This is a genomic window from Streptomyces sp. NPDC055632, from assembly GCF_053618675.1.
Genome location: NZ_JBSHHY010000018.1, coordinates 140,835 through 160,600 on the forward strand (window position 1 = coordinate 140,835; position 19,766 = coordinate 160,600).

Genomic DNA, 19,766 nt, shown 5'->3' on the forward strand with positions numbered 1-19,766 from the left:
TCTCGGTCAGGACAGTTCCGCGAGCACCGTGCGTACGGTGTCCGCCACGTCCGTCAGCCGCGGATTCAGATAGAAGTGGTCGCCCGGGAGCACCCGGAGCCGGAAGGGTCCCGTGGTGTGGTCCCGCCAGCGCCGCGCGTCGGCGACCGGCACCAGCGGGTCGCGGTCGCCGACGAGCGCCCGGACGGGGCAGCGCACGCGGGCGGCGGGATCGGGGACGTAGGACTGGAGCGCCCGGTAGTCGGCGCGCAGCGCGGGCAGGATCAGCTCGCGCAGGTCGGGGTCGTCGAGGACGGCCCGGTCGGTGCCGCCGAGCAGCAGGACCTCCTCGACGAGGGAGTCGTCGCTGCGCAGGATCGACGGGTCCACCCGGGTCAGGGCCGGGGCGCGGCCGCCGGACGCCAGGAGCGCGGCGGGGGCGGGTCCGTGCCCCCGCTCTCCGAGCAGGGCGGCCTCGAAGGCGACGAGCGAGCCCATGCTGTGCCCGAAGAGGACGAGCGGGGCGGTCCCGTCGCCCGCCGGGGTCCCGGCGACGGCCTCGGCGACGGCCGCGAGCGCGTGGCGGGCGAGCTCCCGGACGTCCCCGGCGGGCGGGTGGGTGCGGCGTTCGAGCCGGCCGGGGTACTGGACGGCCAGGACCCGGACGGCGGGGGCGAGGGCGCGGGCGAGCGGGGTGAAGAACCCGGCCGATCCGCCCGCGTGCGGGAAGACCACCAGGCAGGGGGCTCCGGCGTCGGCGGGGGCGTACTGGCGGAGCCAGTCGGCCGCGGCACCGGTCCGGGCCGTGGTCGTGGGACCGGCCGTGGTCGTGGCGGGCCCGGCCGTGGTCGTGGCGGGCCCGGCCGTGGTCGTGGCGGGCCCGGCCGTGCTCATCGGGCGGCTCCCGCGCCGCGTGCCGCGGCGACGGCGGCGGTGAGGCGTTCGGTGACCGCCGGGTCGGCGTCGGGGCGCATCCGCTGGACGGCGAGCAGGCTCCACGCCTTCGTCTCGGCGAGGTGGGCGGGGGCGCCGTGCACGTCGTCGTGCTCCAGGACGTCGAGGTCGGCGACGTGGCGGCGCAGCCGTTCGGCGTCGGAGGGCGGCACGATCTCGTCGCGGAGGGCGGTGACCGTGGCGAACGGGACGTCGAGGGAGCGGAGTTCGTCGTCGGTGAGGGCCCAGTCCCGCAGGTGGTCGTAGACGGTGTCGGCGGGGACGCCGGTGAGGTGGGCGAGCGTGTCGCGGGTGACCTCGGGGACGGTCCGCTGCCAGTCCGGGTCGGTGAAGAAGTCGTGGACGGGGGTGCCGTTCCCGACGATGCCGCGGATCCTGGGGTCGGCCAGGGCGGCGCGGACGGCGAGGTGGCCGCTGAAGCTGAGGGCGAGCAGATAGGTGCGGGAGACGTCGGCGCGGTCGGCGAGGGCGTCGAGGATCGCGCCGAACAGGCGGGCGCCGTCGCGCTCGTAGCGCAGGGGGTTCTCGCCGACGCCGGGCAGTTCGGCGACGGCGGCGGCCAGGCCGAGGGAGGCGAGCTGCGGCAGCAGCGGTCCCCACTGCTCCTTGGTGCTGACGATCCCGCCGGTCACGACGAGCAGCGGGCGGGGGCGGGCGGCGTCGAGGCCGGCGGTCCAGATCCGGACGGGGACGCCGTCGACGTCGGCCGTCCCGCTCTCGATCCCGGTGTCCTCGGCCTTGCGCCAGCGGTCGAAGGCGTCGACGGAGCGCGCCAGGGCGCGGGCCCGGCCGGGGCCGTCCACGAACGGAAAGCGGCCCAGGACGTAGTACTGGCCGGCGGCCAGGGTCTGCCCGGCCGCGTCCAGTTCGTCGCCGGCGCGGATCCATTCGTACGCCCAGGAGCCGGGGGCGTCGCCGGTGTCGGTGGTGATCCGGTCCAGGAGCGGTGCGTAGTGGTCGGCGGGAAGGTTCTGGGAGACGGCGTGCGCGACGACGAAGCGTTTGAGTTCGTCCAGGTCGTTGCCACGGCCGGGCCCTCCGGTGGTGTCGGTCATGCGGGGTACGCCTCCAGCGCGTCCTTGATCTCGGTGAGGACGTCGGCGGCCTCGGCGCCGTCGATGACCCGGTGGTCGAAGGTGAGGGAGAGCCGCAGGACCGGTGCGACGACGACCGCTCCGTCGCGGACGACGGGCCGGTCGGCGATGCGGCCGACGCCGAGGGTGACGGTGGTGCCGCCGACGGAGTGGAATCCGTCGACGGCCCGGTGGCCGAGCGAGGTGACGCTGAACGTGCCGGTGATCTCGGGGCGGCGTTCGAGCAGTCCGGCGGCGGCCCGGAACCGGTCCAGGGCCTCCTGCCAGGGCAGTGCCCTCAACGCCCGTACGGGGGCGAACCGTTCGGCGGTGTCGGGGTCGTCGGCGAGCGCGCGGTCGAGGTGCTCCTGGATCGCGTCGAGGTCGGCGTCCTCCAGGCGGGGCACCACCGTGGCGAGGACGACGCGGCGGCCGTCCAGGTTCCGGTCGAGGGTGACCTTGGCGCTGACGGTGTCGTAGGTGGCGACGGTCGGGTCGAGCCGGCCGTGGATCGCGGCGTTGGCCTCGGGGTGCTCGCGGAGCACTCCGGCGGCGGCGTGCACGACGTGGGCGACGACCGAGCGGCGCGCGCCGGCCTCGCGGGCGCGGCGGCGGGAGGCGACGATCGCGGTGGCGTCCACCTCGGTGTCGAGGTGGACCGGGGAGAAGTCCCTGATCTGGTCGAGGAAGAAGAGGGTGTGCCGGCGCTGGCTGGGGAAGGGGCGGCCGGTCACCGGGCCACCGCCTCGTGGATGGCGGCCAGGCTGCCCGCGTCGAGGAAGTCCGGCAGGGACAGCGGCCTGCCGGTCTCCTTCTCCAGGAGGACGAGCAGGGACAGCAGGTGTACGGAGTCCCAGCCGGTCAACGCGTCGAGGGGGAGGTCGAGTTCGGCCTCGGTGACGTCGATCCCGATCTCGTCGCGGACCAGGTCGGCGAACTCCTGGCGGCCCAGGGGGCGGCCGGGTGCGGCGCTCATGTCAGGTGCTCCCGTTCAGTTCCAGGGCGAGGCCCGAGCGGATCCACTTGCTGGACTCGATGGCCACGGCGACGGCCCGCGACGGGGCGTCCATCGCGCCGAGCAGCCGCTCCAGCTGGAAGAAGAGCAGGGCGTTGCCGTTGTTGCCGGTCTCGCCGACGCAGCTGATCTCCTCGGCCAGCGGGAAGTCGAGCCGTTTCACGATCCGGTCGGTCATGGTGACGGAGAGCTGCGGGGGCAGCAGGTAGGCGACGTCCTCCCGTTCCCAGCCGAGGTCGTCGAGGATCTCGTCGGCCACGTCGGCGGCGAGTTCGGGGACCAGTTCCTCGATGGCCTTGTAGTCCTCGCCCGCGGGCGCCTGGGGGCTGTCGCGGTCGGCGAGCCCGTACCAGCGGAGCACCTGGCCCGGTTCCCGGTCGAGTCCGGAGAGCCGGGTCAGGACGGTGCGGACGGCCGGGGCGTCGTCGTGGCCGGGCGCGGTGGTGAGGACGGCCGCGCCGGCGCCGTCGCCGAAGAGCACGTAGTTGACGAGCTCCTCGGGCGGCAGGGCGCCGAGGTCCGCGGTCACGTCGTAGTGCTTGGCGATGACGTCGCCGCCGATGACGAGGGCCGTGCGGTGGCGGCCGGCGGCGAGCAGCGAGGTCGCCAGGTCGAAGGTCTGCACGGCGCCCGAGCAGCCGGACTGGAGCTGGAAGGTCGGGATGCCGTCGATGCGGAGCCGGTCGGCGACGACGTTGACGGTCGCCGGCATCAGGGTGTCGGGGGTCGCGGTGCCGAGGACCACGAGGTCGACGTCGTCCGGGGACAGCCCGGCACGGTCGAGCGCGGTCGCGGCGGCGGCCGTGGCGAGGTCGGCGAGCGACTCGCGGGGTTCGCCCGTCGCGAGGTCGAGGGCGAGATGGCGGGTGCGGGTGCCGATGAACGTGTCGACCCACTGCTGCCAGAGCCGGTCCATTCCGAAGCGTCCGGCCAGCGCCTCGGTGTCGATGGGGGAGCCCGGCAGGGCGGTCCCCGCGGACAGAACACGCACCGTACGGTCCGGGTCCACCACGTGGCGTCCTCTCTCTCGTTCCGTCCGGTCTTCCGCCCGGCTTGCGTCGGGACGCTAGGTCCGGGTTCTAAAGCAGCCCTGAACCACCGCACCGGGGGTGACGTGCCTTCAGCGGCGCTTCAGCGGGGCCGCCGAGCCTGGGCGGGTGACAGCCATCGGATCCACGGCCGCGCCCGGGCGGCCGACCGCGCCGCGCGGCGCCCCGGGCCGCTTCCCGACCGGGACGACGGGGACGACGGGAGCGACAGGGACGACCGGAGTGACGGAGACGACCGGGCTCCCCGCCCCCGGCGACCCGCCGGACGCGGGGCCCGCCCCCTCGCACCCGTTCGGTACGACGACGTGATCGAGCTGCTGCTGCCGCCGGGGGTGGCGTCGGCGGAGGCGTACGGCGATCCGCCGGACGCGCCGCTGTTCCCCGCCGAGGAGGCGCTGCTCCGCCGGGCCTCGGAGGGCCGCCGGCGCGAGTTCACCACGGTGCGGCTGTGCGCCCGGCGCGCCCTCGCCGGCCTTGGCGTCGCCCCCGCGCCCCTGCTGCCGGGCGAGCAGGGCGCGCCGCGCTGGCCGGAGCGGGTGGTGGGCAGCATGACCCACTGCGACGGCTACCGCGCGGCGGCCGTCGCGCGGCGGGCGCCGGAGGTGCTGTCCGTCGGCATCGACGCGGAACCGCACCGGGGCCTGCCGCCGGGCGTGCTGGCGGCGATCGCGCGGCCCGCCGAACTCCGCCGCCTCGACCGCCTCGTGCGCTCGCGTCCGTACGTCCACTGGGACCGGCTGCTGTTCAGCGCGAAGGAGAGCGTCTACAAGGCGTGGTTCCCGCTGACGCGGACCCGGCTCGGCTTCGAGGAGGCGGACGTCACCTTCGATCCGGCGGGTTCGTTCCGGGCGGCGCTGCTCCGGAGCCCCGGGCCTTCGGAGTTCACCGGCCGGTGGCTGGTGGCCGGCGGGCTGCTGGTCACGGCGGTGACGTACCGGGGCTGACCTGCCGGGAGGGCTTCGCGCCGACGGCCGGGGGCGGCTGCCGGGCGCTCAGGCCGGCTCGGGTTCGGGCCGCTCGGGTTCGGGCCTGCCCGATTCAGGCCCGCTCCGGGTCAGCCCCGCCCAGGTTCAGGGCCACTCGGGGTCGGCCCCGCCGGGGTTCGGCCCCGCCCGGATCGGATCCGCCCGGGCTCAGGCCCGCCCGCGCAGGGCGCTCTCGTAGGCCTCGTCGGGGTCGAGGCGGCGCAGTTCCTCGGCGATCAGCTCCGCAGTGGAGCGGACCTTGAGGGCGAGGACGCGGTGGGGCTGGCCGGGGATGGCGAGGCGGGCCACCGGGCCCTCGGGCCGGTCGATGAGGATCTCGCCGTCCGGGGTGCCCATGCGGACGCCGGTGATCACGGGGCCGTCGGTGACGACCCGGTCGACGGGGACGCCGAGGCGGACCTCGAACCAGCGGGCGAGGAGTTCGGCGCTGGGGTTCTCCGCCTCGCTCTCGACGGCGGCGGAGGTGACGGCGAGCGGCGCCTGGTCGAGCGCGGCGGCCAGCATCGAGCGCCAGGGGGTGAGCCGCGTCCAGGCGAGGTCCGTGTCGCCGGGGGCGTACGAGGCGGCGCGGGTCTCCAGGACGGCGAGCGGGTCCTCCACCGCGTACGCGTCGGTGATGCGGCGCTGGGCGAGCGAGCCGAGCGGGTCCTTGGAGGGGACCTCGGGCGCGTCGACGGGCCACCAGACCACGACGGGCGCGTCCGGCAGGAGCAGGGGCAGGACCACGGACTCGGCGCGGGCGCAGAGTTCGCCGTGGAGCCGGAGCACGACCGTCTCGCCCGAACCGGCGTCGCTGCCGAGCCGGACCTCGGCGTCGAGCCGGGTCTCGTGCCGCTCGCGGGGGGTGCGCGCGTGGCGCTTGATGACCACGAGGATGCGGGAGGGGTGCTCCCGGGAGGCCTCGTTGGCCGCCTTGACGGCGTCGTAGGCGTTCTCCTCGTCGGTGACGACGACGAGGGTGAGCACGGCGCCGACGGCGGGGGTGCCGACGTCCCTGCGGCCCTTCAGGATCGCCTTGTTGATCTTGCTGGAATTGGTGTCCGTCAGATCGATCTTCATGTCGCGGCGCCCGTCCCTTCCTCTCCGGCGAGCCTAACTCCCCCGCGCGGCGAACGCGTGCGGGCCCCTGGCGGATCCCTCCAGGGCCCGTCCGACCCTGATCCGCCGGACAGGCCCTAGGCCTGCTCGGGGTCCGGTTCGGGGGCGGCCTGGCCCTGGGCGCGGCGGCCGACGACGGCGGCGGCCGCGAGCGCGGTGCCGAGGAAGGCGACGGCCACCACCCAGGGCCGGTCGAGGGCGTGGCCGGTGAGGTGGTCCAGGGAGTACCGCCCGGCGCCGGTGACACCGATCGCGGCGGCGGTGAAGCCGAGGAAGGCCGGGTACTCGTAGCCGCCGCCCTGGGCGAAGAAGCCGGCCGGGGCGTGCACCGAGACGGCGCCCGCCATGGCGCCGGCCGCGGCGGCCCCGGCGGCCGGGGTGGCGATGCCGAGGGCGAGGAGGGCGCCGCCGCCCGCCTCGCCGAGACCGGCGGCGATCGCGCTCTGCCGGCCCGGCGAGAAGCCCATGGCCTCCATCGCCTCGCTCGTGCCCTCGACGCCCCCGCCGCCGAACCAGCCGAAGAGCTTCTGCGTGCCGTGCGCGGCGAGCACGGCGCCGGTGCCGACCCTGAGCACGAGCAGCCCGAGATCGCGTCGGTTGGGGTGGGCCATGGGGTTCTCCAGGTGCGGGAGGGGGACGCGTACGCCGTCCACTGTCCGCGTCCGCCGGGACTCCCGCCGTCCGGGCCCCGGATCCGTACTCCATTCGAGTACCCTTTTGCGGCTTTTGTCGGCTGTTGCTTTAGTGAGAGGGCTGTCGCCGTCCCGGGACCGTCGCGAGCCGTGCCCCCGGAAGCGGCCCGAGGGAAGTGGGTACGCATGACCGCCGAGTCCACCGAGACCGCAGCCCTGCGGGAGAGGGTCCGGGCCCTGATGCCACGGGCGAAGGAGGACCTGACCGAGCTGGTGGTGATGCGCTCCGTCGCCGACCCGCGCCAGTTCCCGCCCGAGGAGTGCGCGAAGGCCGCCGACTTCCTCGTCCGGGCCTTCACGGAGGCCGGACTCAGGGACATGCGGCGGGTGACGACCCCGGACGGCACGGACGCGGTCGTGGGGCACGCGCCGGGCCCCGAGGGGGCGCCGACCGTCCTGCTGTACTGCCACTACGACGTGCAGCCGCCGCTCGACGACGCCGCCTGGCGCACCCCGCCCTTCGAGCTCACCGAGCACGAAGGGCGCTGGTACGGCCGCGGCGCCGCCGACTGCAAGGGCAACATCGCCATGCACCTGACGGCGCTGCGCGCGCTCGGCGGGCCGGAGGGGCGGGGCTTCCCCGTGCACGTCAAGTTCGTGGCGGAGGGCTCCGAGGAGCAGGGGACGGCCGGTCTGGAGAGGCTCGTCCCGCTCCAGCCGGAGCTGTTCGCGGCCGACGCCCTGCTGATCTGCGACACCGGCAACTTCGCGCGCGGCCTGCCCACCGCGACCACCTCGCTGCGCGGGCTCACCAACGTCGTGGTGACCGTCTCCACCCTGAAGGGGGAGATGCACTCCGGCATGTTCGGCGGGCCCGCGCCCGACGCCCTGGCCGCGCTCGTCCGGATGCTCGACGGCCTCCGCGACGAGCACGGCGACACGGCGGTCAAGGGGCTCGCGGGCGACGGCTCCTGGCAGGGCGTCGACTACCCGGCCGAGCAGTTCCGCTCCGACGCCGGCGTCCTGGACGGGGTGTCCCTGGTCGGTACGGGCTCGGTCGCCGACGAGCTGTGGGCCCGGCCGGCCGTCACCGTCCTCGGCATCGACTGCCCGCCGGTCGTGGGCTCCTCGGCGGCGGTGCAGGCGAAGGTACGGGCCAGGGTCAGCCTGCGGGTCCCACCGGGGATCGACGCGGACGACGCCCTGCGCGCCCTGACCGACCACCTGACCTCGGCAGCCCCGTGGGGCGCCCGGGTGGAGGTGGAGCCGGAGAGCGCGGGCCAGCCCTTCCGGGCGCGCACCGACGGCCCCGCCTACCGGGCCCTGGCGACGGCGTTCCGCGAGGCGTACGGGAAGGACATGGTGCAGGCGGGGCAGGGCGGGTCGATCCCGCTGTGCAACGTGCTCGCCGCGCACTTCCCGGACGCCGAGATCGCGCTCATCGGCGTCGAGGAGCCGGGCTGCCTCATCCACGCGCCCAACGAGAGCGTGGACCCCTCGGAGATCGAGCACATGGCGCTGACCGAGGCGCTCTTCCTCAGCGGTTACGCCACCCCCCTCTGAACCTCCCCCGCGAACAGAACGGTTTCCGTCCCATGACACAGACTCATGACCGGTCCCACGAAAGGCCCCAGGACCGGGACGTACCGACCGGGCCCCTCGGCATGCTGGCGGGCGCCGCCTGGCAGGCCCTGCTCCTCGCCGGTCTGGCGGCGCTGGTCCTCGGCGTCCTCGTCCTGGTCTGGCCCGGCGCCTCGCTGGTCGTGGCCGGTGTGCTCTTCGGCCTGTACCTGCTGTTCAGCGGTGTGATGCAGCTGGTCGCCGCCTTCGGCACCCATGTGAGCACCGCGCTGCGGGTCATGGCCTTCATCAGCGGCGCCCTCTCGATCCTGCTCGGTCTGCTCTGCTTCCGGGGCGCGATGCAGTCGATCCTGCTGCTCGCGCTCTGGATCGGCATCGGCTGGCTCTTCCGGGGCATCACCCAGACCGTGGCGGCGGCCTCCGACCCGGCGATGCCGGCCCGCGGCTGGCAGGTCTTCCTCGGCATCGTCAGCGCGCTGGCCGGGGTGGTGCTCATCGTGTCCCCGCTGGAGTCGGCGGCGGTGCTCACGCTCCTCGGCGGCATCTGGCTGGTCGCCGTCGGCGCCGTCGAGATCGTCACGGCCCTCCAGGTCCGCTCGCGCGCCAGGAACCTGCCGCCGGGGACCTGACCGGGGCTCACCTGCCCGATCGTCGTCCTCCGCCGTCCGTCCGGTCCCCGGGCGGGCGGCGGTCGTCGTTGACGCGTGCGCTACATTTTGCCGGTCCCCGACCGTCCGATCCCCCGCGATCGTGAACCCTCCGGAGCCCGCATCCCATGAGCGACATCGTCAACGGCCTCGGCCGGACCGGCGCCTACGGCGCCCTCGGCGTGGTCCTGCTGATCCTCGGCATCGTGCTCGTGGACGTGCTGACCCCCGGCAAGCTCGGGCGGCAGATCTGGGAGGACCGCAACCGCAACGCCGCGATCCTGCTCAGCTCGGCGCTCCTCGGCATCGGCGGCATCGTCTTCACCTCGATCTGGACCACGTACGACGACTTCGGCAAGGGCCTCGTCTCGACCGCCGCGTTCGGCCTCCTCGGCCTGGTGATGATGGCGGTGGCCTTCCTCGTCGTCGACCTGGTCACGCCGGGGAAGCTGGGCGCCACCCTCGTCGACCCCGAGCCGCACCCGGCGGTCTGGGTCACCGCCTCCTGCAACATCGCGGTCTCGGCGATCGTCTCCGCCTCGATCGCCTGAGCCCCGGGGCTCAGGCCCCCATCGGCTCCACCTCCAGGAAGCGGCGGCCGCGCGGCCCCTTGTAGAGCAGGGCGTCCCAGCCGAGCCGGGCCAGGACGGGAACGCACGCGCCGAGCGCCTCCGCCTCCTCCCGCGCGGCGCCCGCGCCCGGCGGCCCCAGCCACTCGACCACGGCCGTGCCGGGCCTCTCCCCCGCGGCGACCCGGTAGCCGGTGGAGCTCCGCGCCCCGGCGGCGTCCACGGACGAGGGCGCGATCCCGCCGGACTCCAGGGCCAGGGCCACCGCCCGGACCGGCTGCCGGCGCTCCCAGTCGGCGGGCACGGCCTTCGGGTCCTCGCCCCGCTCCCCGGTCAGCCCTCTGATCCGGAGCAGCCCGTCGAGGGCCGCCCGGACCTCCCGGGAGCGCTGCTCGGCGTCGGCCGGGGGCAGGGGCGGGCCGTCGCCCGTGGCCGCCTCGAAGACGCCGGCGCCGCCCCCGCCGCCGGCTCCCCGCACCGTCACCGCAGCCGCCGGATGTCGCCGCGGACCCGGTAGAAGCCGCCCGCGGCGGGGTGCAGGGCGTCGACCACGTACCGCGCGCCGGGCTCGCGGATCGCGCGCGGGAACTGCACGTTCCACGAGGAGTCGTAGCCCCCCGAGACGACCCGCACCCGGGTCCGGCCCGACTCGTTCACGCACTCCACGACCACCGCGCCGGCCGGGGCGTCGCTGACGACGGTCACGGCCGTGGCGGTCGTGGCGGGCTCGTACACCGGCATCGCGGCGGCCAGCTTGACGTCCCGGGCGACCGGGACCGTGCCCCGCTGGGCGGCCGTGATCGCCGCCTCACTCGCGTCCACGCAGACCAGCGAGCCGTCGGTGGTCACCAGGTAGAGCCGCTCGTCCCGGTACTGCATGGAGAGCGCCGAGCCGCCGCCCGTGCCGAGCTTCCACAGCCGGGTGCCGTCCTCCGCGAAGCAGTAGACGGAGGAGGACGAGTCGCCCGCGAAGACGAACCGGCCGCCGGGCGAGGTGGCGCAGGAGTACACCGCGCTGTCGCAGGAGTACACCGCCTCCACGCGCCCGTCCTTCTTCGCGAGCCGCTGCACCTTCCTGCGGCCCGTGCCCGCGTAGACCGCGGTGTCCTCCTGCCAGCCGAAGAGGACCGCGCCGTCGGTGGCCGTGTGCCACAGCTCGCCGCCGCCGTCCGGCGCGTGGGCCGCGACGCCGCGCGTGTCCCCGTAGTAGACGGCGTCGCCGTCGGCGCGGACCATCCAGGCGTGCTCGCCCTGGCCGCCGCGCGCCCACTGGTGCTCGTCCTCGTGGTCGATGACGGTGAGCCGGCCCGAGCGGTCGGCGACGTGCAGGACGCCCTCGTGGATGTCGAGCCAGAAGATGTCGACGTCGGTGGCGATGTCGTACGCGGCGAAGGGGAGCTTGGACGACAGGTCGTACACCTTGCCGTCGTCGCAGCCCGCGTAGATCCAGAAGTCGTCGGCCACCAGGCACTTGACGCCGTCCGGCAGGCTGAAGCGGGCCTGGACCTCGCCGGTGCGGTCGAGCGTGAAGACGTCCCCCGCCTGGTTCCCCACCCAGCAGCGCTCCTCGTCGACGTGGACGCCGAAGGCCGCCGAGCCCGTCCGGAAGCGCCAGAGCACCGGGGCGACGGCCCGCGCGGTGGAGGGCGCCGAGGTCACCGCGCGGCGCGTCACCGCGCGGGCGGCGCGCGCTCCGCGCACCGCGGGGGCGTAGCCCTTGCGGACCTTCTCCCCTATCTTCTTCGCGGCGGCGGCCTGGGCCTTCTGCGCGGTCGGGAAGGTGGAGCGCTGCGTCTGCCCGTCCGCGCCGATCCGGCCGTAGCGGACCGACACCGCGAGGTCCTCGACGGTCACTTCGTAGAACTTGTGGGCACCGCCGCCGTCCTGCGACAGCTCCAGGTAAGTCGTCGTCATGGGGAGAACGTTAGGGGCGACCACTGACAACGTCCCCGGAGACGGTGCCGGCGCCCTCACGCCCCCCGGTCGCCCGCCGCGGCGTGGGCCAGCGGGTCGGCCAGGACGTCGCGGAGGACCAGGGCCGCCGCGCCCCGGGCCGCGTCCGCGGCGGCGGAGGCCGGGCGCAGACGGCCCGCGTCCGGGGTCCAGAGGCCGGAGACGACCCGGTCGGCGAGCTCCTCCGTCAGGGCGGGCGCCAGCCAGGGCATCAGGCGCGGGTAGATGCCGCCCAGGACGACGGCCTCGGGGTCCAGGAGGTTCACGGCCCCCGACAGGGCGCGTCCGAGCATGCGGCCCGCCTTCGCGAGGGCGGCGAGGGCGCGCGGCTCCCCCGCTCCTGCGCGGCGCGCCAGGTCGGGGACGCCGGTCGCCCCGGCCGAGGCGAGGAGGGCCGCCTGCCCGGCGTACTGCTCCAGGCAGCCGCGCGAGCCGCAGCGGCAGCGGGGGCCCTCGGCGTCGACGGCCATGTGCCCGATCTCGCCCGCGAACCCGTGCGCGCCGCGCAGGAGTTCGCCGTGGACGACGATCGCGCCGCCGACGCCGATCTCCCCCGTCAGGTGCAGGAAGGTGCGCACCTCGCCGAGGGAGCCGGACCACAGCTCGGCGAGGGCCGCCGAGTTCGCCTCGTTGTCGGAGGCGACGGGGAGGCCGGTGGTGGCGGGGCGCAGGGCGGCGAGGGCCTCGGCGAAGAGGCGTTCGGCGGGGACCTCGTTCCAGCCGAGGTTGGGGGCCTGCCGGACGGTCCCGCCGGAGACGAGGCCGGGCAGGGCGAGTCCGGCCCCCGCCGGGAAGAGGCCGAGGCCGGCCGCTTCGTCCAGGGCTCCGGCGGCGATGCGGGCGGCCCCGGCCAGCACCTCGCCGGCGCCGGCCGCGCGGTTGTCGAGGCGCTCGGTGCGCCGGACGCGGTCGGTGCCGGTCAGGTCGGCGACGCAGGCGGTGACGTAGTCGACGTTGATCTCGACGCCGAGTCCGGCGGGGCCGGTGTCGGCCGGCTTCAGGACGGTGCCCGGCCGGCCCGCCTGCCCGCTGAAGGTCTTGCCCGACTCGACGAGGAGGCCGAGGTCGAGGAGCTGCTCCACGAGGGAGGAGACGGCGGGCCGGGTGAGTCCGACGCGGGCCGCGACGGCGGCCCGGGTGGTCTCGCCCGCCTCGTGGACGGTCCGCAGGACGAGGCTCAGGTTGTGCCGTCGCACTCCCGACTTGTCGGCCTTGGGTTCCGTGGGCTGGTTCATGGTGAGCGAGAGCCTAGTCGCCCGTTTCGTTCGCACGACAACGGCGTCCGGTGCCGTGTCCCCGGCGCCGTACGGCTCCCCCGGTGCCGGGCCCGTCGCGCCGGGACTTCGCGGAGGGCGGGGTGCGGGCCGCGCAGTGGGCCGGAGAGCAGCGATGAACGCGACGGGCAGCCGTGCCGGGCGTCGCGGCCCCGCCCCTGATCCGCCGGACAGGCCCCAGGTGTGTCGAAAGTCCCGCCTGCCCGGCGGCGCCCGGCACGCGCGCTAGTACCGGTTGCCGCCCCGGCGGTGGTGGGCGTCGCTGGTGGTCGGCAGGGAGTTGTGGACGGACCGGGAGTTGAAGGAGACCCTGTCCATCCGGGCCTGGCGCCCGGCCTCCTGCTCCTGGAGCAGGCCCTCGACCGTGTCCGTCCTGCTTCCGCCCCGGCGGTGCACGACGACGAACGCCAGTGCCCCCGCGCCGATGATGACCCCGAACAGGATGAGCAGAGCGATCATGTGTGCCTCCCCGTGGTTGACGGCAGGGTAACCCGGAGATCACGACCGGACCAGGTCCCGGCGGCGAAGTAGATCATCTCCGTTCCGCTTGCGTGCCCTGTCGGTCCCTCAGCAGGGTCGGCGTCGCGGCCGTCAGGACTCCGGCGATCCGGTCCCAGGCCTCTCCGTCGCGGGGCAGCGGGGGCAGGACCTCGCCGGCGCCCGTGCCCCACGCGGCGGCCAGGGCGACGGGGTCGGCGCCGGTGACCGCGCCCGCCGCGAGGGCGGCCGCGCCGAGGGCGACGAGTTCACCGGCGGCGGGGACGACCAGGGGGCGCCCGGAGAGCCTGCGGACGGTGTCGGTCCAGGCCCGGCCGCGCGCGCCGCCCCCGATCAGGCGCAGCGGCCGGTCCCGCGCGTCCGGCGCGGCCGGGTCGAGGCCGCAGGCGGCGAGGAGTTCGTCGAGGGCGCGCAGGACGGTGAAGGCGGCCCCCTCGTAGGCGGCGCCGAGGACCGCCCGGGGGTCCGTGCCGTGCCGGAGGCCGGTGACGAGTCCGGCGGCGTGCGGGAGGTCGGGGGTGCGTTCGCCGTCGAGGTACGGCAGGACGACGACCCCGCCGCCGGGCACGGCGTCCTCCCGGTCCAGGCCGAGGAGGGCGGCGAACCGGTCGACGGCGAGGGTGCAGTTGAGCGTGCAGCCGAGCGGGAGGTACGTGCCGTCGGTGGCGGCGAAGCCGGCGAGCCCGGGGGCGGCGGGACGGACGCGGGTCGCGGCGAAGACCGTGCCGGAGGTGCCGAGGCTGACGACGGGGTGGTCGAGCAGGCCCGCGCCGCCGAGGCCGAGCCCGACGGCGGCGGCCATGTTGTCGCCGGTCCCGGCGGCGACGGCGACCGTGCGGGGCAGGCCGAGGGCCCCGGCGGCGGCCGGGGCGAGGGTGCCGACGCGGGTGGCGCCGGTGGGGGCGAGGGCGGGCAGCAGGGCCGGGTCGAGGCCGAGGAGGTCGAGGACCTCCCGGTCGTAGGCGCCGGTGGCGGTGCCGTACCAGCAGGTCCCGGAGGCGTCCCCGGGGTCGGTCACGGCGGTTCCCGAGAGGCGCTCGGTGAGGTGGTCGTGCGGGAGGCGGACGCCGGTGACGGCGTCGGCCCGCTCGGGCTCGTGCTCGCGCAGCCACTGCCACTTGGCGGCGGTCATGGAGGCGACGGGGACGGAGCCGGTGCGGGCCGGCCAGGCCTCGGGGCCGCCGAGGCGGGCGGCGAGCGCGGCGGCCTGGGGCGCGGAGCGGGTGTCGTTCCAGAGCAGCGCGGGCCGCAGGGGCCGTCCGCCGGGGCCGAGGGTGACGAGGCCGTGCTGCTGGCCCGCGACCGCGATGCCGGTGACGGCTCCGGCGGGGACGCCGGCGTCCCGTACGGCCGAGCGGACGGCGGTGACGAGCGCCGTCCACCACTCCTCCGGGTCGCTCTCGCGCGCGCCGCCGGCCCCGGTGACGGTGTGCGGGGCGCGGCCGACGGCGAGGAGCGCACCGGTGTCGGCGTCGACGGCGGCGGCCTTGGTGGACTGCGTGGAGCTGTCCACGCCGATCACGACGGAGCGGCTCGCGGGCACGCCCTCACCTCGTCTCGGTCTCGTCTCTCGATGGGTGGCACCGAGGAGCGTCCTGGGGTTCGTTCGGGTTCGTCCCGAGGGTTCGTTCCGGAGCTTTCGTTCCGGAGCTTTCGTTCCGGGGCTTTCGTTCCGGGGCGGGTCTGGCGCGGCGGCGCCCCGTCCCGTATTAGTTATCTCAGAAAACAAATCCGGTGGCCAGTACCCGGCCGCCGGACGGTCCCCCGCTCGCACGGCACGGGCCCGCCGCTCACGGAGCGCGGCCCCCGGCGCACGAAAGAAGGACACCCCATGCCGGAGCGCTTCTCCCCCACCCCCGCGGACCGCTTCACCTTCGGTCTCTGGACCGTCGGCTGGCAGGGCCGCGACCCCTTCGGCGAGGCCACGCGCCCCGCCCTCGACCCCGTGGAGGCCGTCGAGCGGCTCGCCGGGCTCGGCGCGTACGGCGTCACCTTCCACGACGACGACCTGATCCCCTTCGGCGCGCCGGAGTCCGAGCGCGACGCGGTCGTGAAGCGCTTCCGGGACGCCCTGGACCGCACGGGGCTCGCGGTGCCGATGGCCACCACGAACCTCTTCGCCCACCCCGTCTTCAAGGACGGCGCGTTCACCGCCAACGACCGGGACGTGCGCCGCTTCGCCCTGCGCAAGACGCTCCGCAACATCGACCTCGCCGCCGAGCTCGGCGCCGGCGTCTACGTGGCGTGGGGCGGCCGGGAGGGCGCCGAGTCCGGCGCGGCGAAGGACGTGCGGGTCGCGCTGGACCGCATGAAGGAGGCCTTCGACCTGCTCGGCCAGTACGTCACCGAGCAGGGCTACGACCTGCGCTTCGCGATCGAGCCCAAGCCGAACGAGCCGCGCGGCGACATCCTGCTGCCCACGATCGGGCACGCGCTCGCCTTCATCGAGCGCCTGGAGCGCCCGGACCTCGTCGGGGTGAACCCGGAGACCGGGCACGAGCAGATGGCGGGGCTCAACTTCCCGCACGGCATCGCGCAGGCGCTGTGGGCGGGCAAGCTGTTCCACATCGACCTCAACGGGCAGTCGGGCATCAAGTACGACCAGGACTTCCGCTTCGGGGCGGGCGACCTGCGCCAGGCGTTCTGGCTGGTGGACCTCCTGGAGACGGCCGGGTACGAGGGGCCGCGCCACTTCGACTTCAAGCCGGTGCGCACGGACGGCTTCGACGGGGTGTGGGAGTCCGCGAAGAACTGCATGCGCAACTACCTGATCCTGAAGGAGCGTTCGGCGGCCTTCCGCGCCGACCCGGACGTCGTGGCGGCGCTCGACGCCTCCCGGCTGCCCGAGCTGGCCGTGCCCACGGCCGCCGACGGCCTCGCCGGTCTGCTCGCCGACCCCACGGCGTACGAGACGTTCGACGCGGACGCGGCGGCGGAGCGCTCGATGGCCTTCGAGCGCCTCGACCAGCTGGCCCTGGAGCACCTGCTCGGGGTGCGCCGGTAGGCAGACGGGACGCAGGTGGGCGCGCGGGCGTCAGTGGGCGTACGGGGGTCGGTGGACGTACGGACGCCCGCGGCCGCGCGGGGCGTCGGCCGGGCGTCCGGCCGCGCCCCCTGCCAGACTACGGACCGCGTCAGACCCCGCGCCGAGCCGTCCCCGAGGAATCCGCCATGCGTGTCGCCCTCTTCGTCACCTGCGTCAACGACGCCGTCTTCCCCTCGACGGGCGTGGCCACGGTCCGGCTGCTCGAACGACTCGGCGTGGAGGTCGACTTCCCGGCCGCGCAGACCTGCTGCGGACAGCCGCAGTTCAACACCGGCTACCGCGGGGAGACCGTGCCCCTCGTACGGCGCACGGTGCGCGCCTTCGAGGGGTACGAGCACGTCGTCGTCCCGTCCGGTTCGTGCGCGGCCATGGTGCGGCACCACTACGGGACGTTCGGCGCGGAGGTGCCGGGAGCGGCAGGCCTGGCGCCGCGCGTGTACGAGCTGACGGAGTTCCTGGTGGACGTGCTCGGCGTGACGGACGTGGGCGCGTACTTCCCGCACCGGGTGACGTACCACCCCTCCTGCCACGGCCTGCGCCTGCTCGGGCTCGGGGAGCGGCCCCGGCGGCTCCTGGAGGCGGTGAAGGGCCTGGACCTGGTGGAGCTGCCGGGCGCGGAGGAGTGCTGCGGCTTCGGCGGGACCTTCGCGGTGAAGAACCCCGACGTCTCGGCCGCCATGGGCGCCGACAAGCTCGCGAACGCGCTGGCGACGGGCGCGGAGGTGTTGTGCGGCGCGGACAACTCCTGTCTGCTGCACCTGGGCGGCATGGCGAGCAGACGGGAGGCGCCGCTGCGCCCCCTGCACCTGGCGGAGATCCTGGCGAGCACGGAAGAGGAGCCCTGGCGTTGAGCGGCGAGGAGAGGACACCCCCGACGAGGTCCGGTCCGGCCTTCGTCGGCATGCCGGCGTTCCCGGAGGCGGCGCGGCGGGCCGTCGGCGACACGACCCTGCGGGCCAACCTCCGGCACGCCACGCACACGATCCGGGACAAGCGGGCGCGGGCGGTGGCCGAGCTGGACGACTGGGCCGCCCTGCGCGAGGCCGGGAAGCGGATCAAGGACGAGACGCTCCGCCACCTCGACGCGCACCTGCTCCGGCTGGAGGAGGCGGTGACGGCGGCGGGCGGCACCGTGCACTGGGCGGAGGACGCGGCCGAGGCGAACCGGATCGTCACCGATCTCGTGCGGGCCACCGGCGAGCGCGAGGTCGTCAAGGTCAAGTCGATGGCCACGCAGGAGATCGGGCTCAACGAGCACCTGGAGGCCGAGGGGATCGCCGCCTACGAGACGGACCTCGCGGAACTGATCGTGCAGCTCGGCGAGGACCGCCCCTCGCACATCCTGGTCCCGGCCGTCCACCGCAACCGGGGCGAGATCCGCGACATCTTCCGCGACAGGATGGGGAGTTGGGGGCGCCCGGCGCCGGAGGGGCTGAGCGACACCCCGGCCGAGCTGGCGGAGGCGGCCCGGCTGCACCTGCGGGAGAAGTTCCTGCGCGCCGGGGTCGGGATCTCCGGGGCGAACTTCATGGTCGCCGAGACCGGCACCCTGGTCGTCGTGGAGTCCGAGGGCAACGGCCGCATGTGCCTGACCCTGCCCGAGACCCTGATCTCGGTCGTCGGCATCGAGAAGGTCGTGCCGACCTGGCGGGACCTGGAGGTCTTCCTCCAGACCCTGCCCCGCTCCTCCACGGCCGAGCGGATGAACCCGTACACCTCGATGTGGACCGGCACCACCGACGGCGACGGCCCCCGGTCCTTCCACCTCGTCCTCCTCGACAACGGGCGCACCACCGCCCTCGCCGACGAGGTCGGCCGCCAGGCCCTGCGCTGCATCCGCTGCTCGGCCTGCCTCAACGTCTGCCCGGTGTACGAACGGGCCGGCGGCCACGCCTACGGCTCGGTCTACCCCGGCCCCATCGGCGCGATCCTCACCCCCCAACTCCGGGGCACCACCAGCGAGATCGACGCCTCCCTGCCCCACGCCTCCTCCCTCTGCGGCGCCTGCTACGAGGTGTGCCCGGTCGCCATCGACATCCCCGAGGTCCTGGTCCACCTGCGCGGAAAGGTCGCGGAACAGGGCGGTCACCCCCTCGAAAGGGCGGCGGTCAAGGCCTCCGCCTGGGTACTGGACCACCCGGGCGTGCTGGCGGCCGGGGAGCGCCTGGCCTCCCGCACCCGCGCGCTGCACCCCCGGCGGGCGCCGGGTCCGGGCGTCCGCCGGTGGACCGGGAGCCGCGACCTGCCGGAGATGCCCGCCGAACCGTTCCGCGACTGGTGGAGGAAGAACCGCACATGACCGACGCACGCGCGCGCGTACTCGCCCGGATCCGCGCCGCCGTCGCGGACGCGCCCGAGGCGCCCGCCACCGCCCGCGACTACCGGACGAGCCACACCGCCGAGGACCCGGCGGCCCTCCTCGACCTGCTCCACGAGAACCTCGTCGACTACCGGGCCCACGTCCACCGGACCGCCCCGGACGGCCTGGCCGGGCTGATCGCCCGGCTCCTCGCGGAGCGCGGCGCCCGCAGCGTCGTCGTACCGCCCGGACTGCCCGCCGGCTGGCTCGCCGCCACGGAGGCCGTCCGGCGGACCGACGACCCCCGGCTGACCCCGTACGAACTGGACGGCGCCGACGCCGTGGTGACGGGGTGCGCGGTGGCGGTCGCCGAGACCGGCACGATCGTCCTCGACGGCGGCCCGGGACAGGGCCGCCGCGCCCTCACCCTCGTCCCCGACCTGCACCTGTGCGTGGTCCGGGCCCCGGAACAGGTCGTCGCCTCGGTCCCCCGGGCCCTCCCCCGCCTCGACCCGGCACGCCCGCTGACCTGGATCTCGGGCCCGTCCGCGACGAGCGACATCGAACTCGACCGCGTCGAGGGCGTCCACGGGCCCCGGACCCTGGAGGTGGTCCTGGTGACGGGACCCTGACGGGCCCGGCCGGGGCGACGCTCCTCATCCCTCCCTCAAGTCACCGTGTGGGCAAGGAACTTCGGGGTACCCGGGTGGTGGGCCGGTCCACCTCCGGATCAGCCCTCGGAGTGATCGTCCCGAAGGAGTGGAACATGACGACGCAGTATGACAACCGTCCGGCCGATCAGCAGACCCGCGGGACCAACGGCAACGTGATGAGCATCATCGCGATCGTGCTGGGTGTGATCTCGCTGGTCTTCTTCCCGATCGTGTTCGGCGTGATCGCCCTGGTGCTGGCCGCCGTCGCCAAGTTCGTCCGGCACGAGCGGCTCGCCACCGTCGCCCTCGTGGTCAGCGCCGCGGGCCTGGTCGGCGGCATGATCCTCGGTGCCGTCGTGGCGAGCGCGTGACCTCGTCGCTCGTGGCCGGATGAACAGAGGCCCCGCGCCGAAACCGTCCCGGCCGGTGGCCGTACCCCTCCCGCGAGCGGGGTACGGCC

The 19,766-nt window shown here is 75.2% G+C and carries 21 protein-coding genes; 9 read left to right on the top strand and 12 right to left on the bottom strand.

The window, feature by feature from the left end:
• Positions 1 to 6 precede the first annotated feature (6 nt).
• The 5 genes from ACWGSR_RS23075 to ACWGSR_RS23095 are packed head-to-tail and all read right to left on the bottom strand — an operon-like array spanning position 7 to position 4,012.
• Positions 7 to 873, bottom strand: a complete 867-nt coding sequence (locus ACWGSR_RS23075) for a thioesterase II family protein (protein WP_453568580.1) — start codon at positions 871 to 873, stop codon at positions 7 to 9.
• Positions 870 to 1,988: an alpha/beta hydrolase gene (locus ACWGSR_RS23080; protein WP_453568582.1), complete on the bottom strand. Its 1,119-nt coding sequence runs from the start codon at positions 1,986 to 1,988 to the stop codon at positions 870 to 872. Before ACWGSR_RS23080 ends, ACWGSR_RS23075 begins: the two co-directional genes overlap by 4 nt.
• Complete coding sequence (locus tag ACWGSR_RS23085; protein WP_376238671.1) at positions 1,985 to 2,740, bottom strand: 2-oxo acid dehydrogenase subunit E2; 756 nt, start codon at positions 2,738 to 2,740, stop codon at positions 1,985 to 1,987. The genes ACWGSR_RS23080 and ACWGSR_RS23085 overlap by 4 nt, the downstream gene beginning before the upstream one ends.
• Positions 2,737 to 2,982, bottom strand: coding sequence for a phosphopantetheine-binding protein (locus tag ACWGSR_RS23090; protein ID WP_366378908.1), 246 nt, complete (start codon positions 2,980 to 2,982; stop codon positions 2,737 to 2,739). The genes ACWGSR_RS23085 and ACWGSR_RS23090 overlap by 4 nt, the downstream gene beginning before the upstream one ends.
• Position 2,983: 1 nt before the next feature.
• Positions 2,984 to 4,012: a 3-oxoacyl-ACP synthase III family protein gene (locus ACWGSR_RS23095; RefSeq protein ID WP_376238667.1), complete on the bottom strand. Its 1,029-nt coding sequence runs from the start codon at positions 4,010 to 4,012 to the stop codon at positions 2,984 to 2,986.
• Positions 4,013 to 4,375: 363 nt separating this feature from the next.
• Here ACWGSR_RS23095 and ACWGSR_RS23100 point away from each other — a divergent pair, with 363 nt between their 5' ends.
• Positions 4,376 to 5,014, top strand: coding sequence for a 4'-phosphopantetheinyl transferase family protein (locus tag ACWGSR_RS23100; RefSeq protein WP_376238662.1), 639 nt, complete (start codon positions 4,376 to 4,378; stop codon positions 5,012 to 5,014).
• 189 nt (positions 5,015 to 5,203) lie between these two features.
• Here ACWGSR_RS23100 and opcA read toward each other — a convergent pair whose 3' ends face one another.
• Both opcA and ACWGSR_RS23110 read right to left on the bottom strand, forming a co-directional pair.
• Positions 5,204 to 6,115, bottom strand: coding sequence for a glucose-6-phosphate dehydrogenase assembly protein OpcA (gene opcA, locus ACWGSR_RS23105; protein ID WP_376238659.1), 912 nt, complete (start codon positions 6,113 to 6,115; stop codon positions 5,204 to 5,206).
• A gap of 116 nt (positions 6,116 to 6,231) precedes the next feature.
• On the bottom strand, positions 6,232 to 6,765 hold the full coding sequence (locus tag ACWGSR_RS23110) for a DoxX family protein (protein ID WP_376238656.1): 534 nt from the start codon (positions 6,763 to 6,765) through the stop codon (positions 6,232 to 6,234).
• Between the two features lie 207 nt (positions 6,766 to 6,972).
• Here ACWGSR_RS23110 and ACWGSR_RS23115 point away from each other — a divergent pair, with 207 nt between their 5' ends.
• From ACWGSR_RS23115 to ACWGSR_RS23125, 3 genes are all read left to right on the top strand, one after another.
• A complete protein-coding gene (locus ACWGSR_RS23115) occupies positions 6,973 to 8,349 on the top strand; it encodes a M20/M25/M40 family metallo-hydrolase (protein ID WP_453568586.1) in 1,377 nt (458 codons plus the stop codon).
• 32 nt (positions 8,350 to 8,381) lie between these two features.
• Complete coding sequence (locus tag ACWGSR_RS23120; protein WP_376238650.1) at positions 8,382 to 8,996, top strand: HdeD family acid-resistance protein; 615 nt, start codon at positions 8,382 to 8,384, stop codon at positions 8,994 to 8,996.
• 146 nt (positions 8,997 to 9,142) lie between these two features.
• Positions 9,143 to 9,565 carry a DUF350 domain-containing protein gene (locus ACWGSR_RS23125; protein ID WP_376238648.1) on the top strand — a complete coding sequence of 141 codons (423 nt, stop codon included), beginning with the start codon at positions 9,143 to 9,145 and terminating at the stop codon, positions 9,563 to 9,565.
• 10 nt (positions 9,566 to 9,575) lie between these two features.
• Here the strand turns inward: ACWGSR_RS23125 and ACWGSR_RS23130 are convergent, their stop codons facing one another.
• The 5 genes from ACWGSR_RS23130 to xylB form a co-directional block, all read right to left on the bottom strand.
• Positions 9,576 to 10,067 carry a hypothetical protein gene (locus ACWGSR_RS23130; protein ID WP_453568589.1) on the bottom strand — a complete coding sequence of 164 codons (492 nt, stop codon included), beginning with the start codon at positions 10,065 to 10,067 and terminating at the stop codon, positions 9,576 to 9,578.
• On the bottom strand, positions 10,064 to 11,497 hold the full coding sequence (locus ACWGSR_RS23135) for a WGR domain-containing protein (protein ID WP_376238643.1): 1,434 nt from the start codon (positions 11,495 to 11,497) through the stop codon (positions 10,064 to 10,066). The genes ACWGSR_RS23130 and ACWGSR_RS23135 overlap by 4 nt, the downstream gene beginning before the upstream one ends.
• Before the next feature lie 56 nt (positions 11,498 to 11,553).
• Positions 11,554 to 12,771, bottom strand: a complete 1,218-nt coding sequence (locus tag ACWGSR_RS23140) for an ROK family protein (protein WP_453568591.1) — start codon at positions 12,769 to 12,771, stop codon at positions 11,554 to 11,556.
• A gap of 264 nt (positions 12,772 to 13,035) precedes the next feature.
• Entirely contained in the window at positions 13,036 to 13,269 is a 234-nt protein-coding gene (locus ACWGSR_RS23145; protein WP_376238639.1) for a hypothetical protein, read from the bottom strand.
• A gap of 73 nt (positions 13,270 to 13,342) precedes the next feature.
• Entirely contained in the window at positions 13,343 to 14,851 is a 1,509-nt protein-coding gene (xylB, locus tag ACWGSR_RS23150; protein ID WP_453568594.1) for a xylulokinase, read from the bottom strand.
• 288 nt (positions 14,852 to 15,139) lie between these two features.
• On the opposite strand from xylB, the gene xylA reads away from it, so the two are divergent.
• The 5 genes from xylA (at position 15,140) to ACWGSR_RS23175 (ending at position 19,677) form a co-directional block, all read left to right on the top strand.
• Positions 15,140 to 16,312, top strand: coding sequence for a xylose isomerase (gene xylA, locus ACWGSR_RS23155; protein WP_453568596.1), 1,173 nt, complete (start codon positions 15,140 to 15,142; stop codon positions 16,310 to 16,312).
• A 167-nt stretch (positions 16,313 to 16,479) separates the two neighbouring features.
• A complete protein-coding gene (locus ACWGSR_RS23160) occupies positions 16,480 to 17,205 on the top strand; it encodes a (Fe-S)-binding protein (protein ID WP_453568598.1) in 726 nt (241 codons plus the stop codon).
• A gap of 50 nt (positions 17,206 to 17,255) precedes the next feature.
• Entirely contained in the window at positions 17,256 to 18,653 is a 1,398-nt protein-coding gene (locus ACWGSR_RS23165) for a lactate utilization protein B (RefSeq protein ID WP_376238693.1), read from the top strand.
• Positions 18,650 to 19,285 carry a LutC/YkgG family protein gene (locus tag ACWGSR_RS23170; protein ID WP_453568600.1) on the top strand — a complete coding sequence of 212 codons (636 nt, stop codon included), beginning with the start codon at positions 18,650 to 18,652 and terminating at the stop codon, positions 19,283 to 19,285. Before ACWGSR_RS23165 ends, ACWGSR_RS23170 begins: the two co-directional genes overlap by 4 nt.
• A 134-nt stretch (positions 19,286 to 19,419) precedes the next feature.
• On the top strand, positions 19,420 to 19,677 hold the full coding sequence (locus ACWGSR_RS23175) for a hypothetical protein (RefSeq protein ID WP_376238627.1): 258 nt from the start codon (positions 19,420 to 19,422) through the stop codon (positions 19,675 to 19,677).
• Positions 19,678 to 19,766: the final 89 nt, after the last annotated feature.

Excerpts from the sequence above, each read along its gene's own strand:
- ACWGSR_RS23075 (WP_453568580.1), bottom strand. The coding sequence starts at position 873 with ATGAGCACGGCCGGGCCCGCCACGACCACGGCCGGGCCCGCCACGACC.
- ACWGSR_RS23080 (WP_453568582.1), bottom strand. The coding sequence starts at position 1,988 with ATGACCGACACCACCGGAGGGCCCGGCCGTGGCAACGACCTGGACGAA.
- ACWGSR_RS23090 (WP_366378908.1), bottom strand. The coding sequence starts at position 2,982 with ATGAGCGCCGCACCCGGCCGCCCCCTGGGCCGCCAGGAGTTCGCCGAC.
- opcA (WP_376238659.1), bottom strand. The coding sequence starts at position 6,115 with ATGAAGATCGATCTGACGGACACCAATTCCAGCAAGATCAACAAGGCG.
- ACWGSR_RS23110 (WP_376238656.1), bottom strand. The coding sequence starts at position 6,765 with ATGGCCCACCCCAACCGACGCGATCTCGGGCTGCTCGTGCTCAGGGTC.
- ACWGSR_RS23115 (WP_453568586.1), top strand. The coding sequence starts at position 6,973 with ATGACCGCCGAGTCCACCGAGACCGCAGCCCTGCGGGAGAGGGTCCGG.
- ACWGSR_RS23120 (WP_376238650.1), top strand. The coding sequence starts at position 8,382 with ATGACACAGACTCATGACCGGTCCCACGAAAGGCCCCAGGACCGGGAC.
- ACWGSR_RS23125 (WP_376238648.1), top strand. The coding sequence starts at position 9,143 with ATGAGCGACATCGTCAACGGCCTCGGCCGGACCGGCGCCTACGGCGCC.
- ACWGSR_RS23135 (WP_376238643.1), bottom strand. The coding sequence starts at position 11,497 with ATGACGACGACTTACCTGGAGCTGTCGCAGGACGGCGGCGGTGCCCAC.
- ACWGSR_RS23140 (WP_453568591.1), bottom strand. The coding sequence starts at position 12,771 with ATGAACCAGCCCACGGAACCCAAGGCCGACAAGTCGGGAGTGCGACGG.
- ACWGSR_RS23145 (WP_376238639.1), bottom strand. The coding sequence starts at position 13,269 with ATGATCGCTCTGCTCATCCTGTTCGGGGTCATCATCGGCGCGGGGGCA.
- xylA (WP_453568596.1), top strand. The coding sequence starts at position 15,140 with ATGCCGGAGCGCTTCTCCCCCACCCCCGCGGACCGCTTCACCTTCGGT.
- ACWGSR_RS23160 (WP_453568598.1), top strand. The coding sequence starts at position 16,480 with ATGCGTGTCGCCCTCTTCGTCACCTGCGTCAACGACGCCGTCTTCCCC.
- ACWGSR_RS23165 (WP_376238693.1), top strand. The coding sequence starts at position 17,256 with ATGCCGGCGTTCCCGGAGGCGGCGCGGCGGGCCGTCGGCGACACGACC.
- ACWGSR_RS23170 (WP_453568600.1), top strand. The coding sequence starts at position 18,650 with ATGACCGACGCACGCGCGCGCGTACTCGCCCGGATCCGCGCCGCCGTC.
- ACWGSR_RS23175 (WP_376238627.1), top strand. The coding sequence starts at position 19,420 with ATGACGACGCAGTATGACAACCGTCCGGCCGATCAGCAGACCCGCGGG.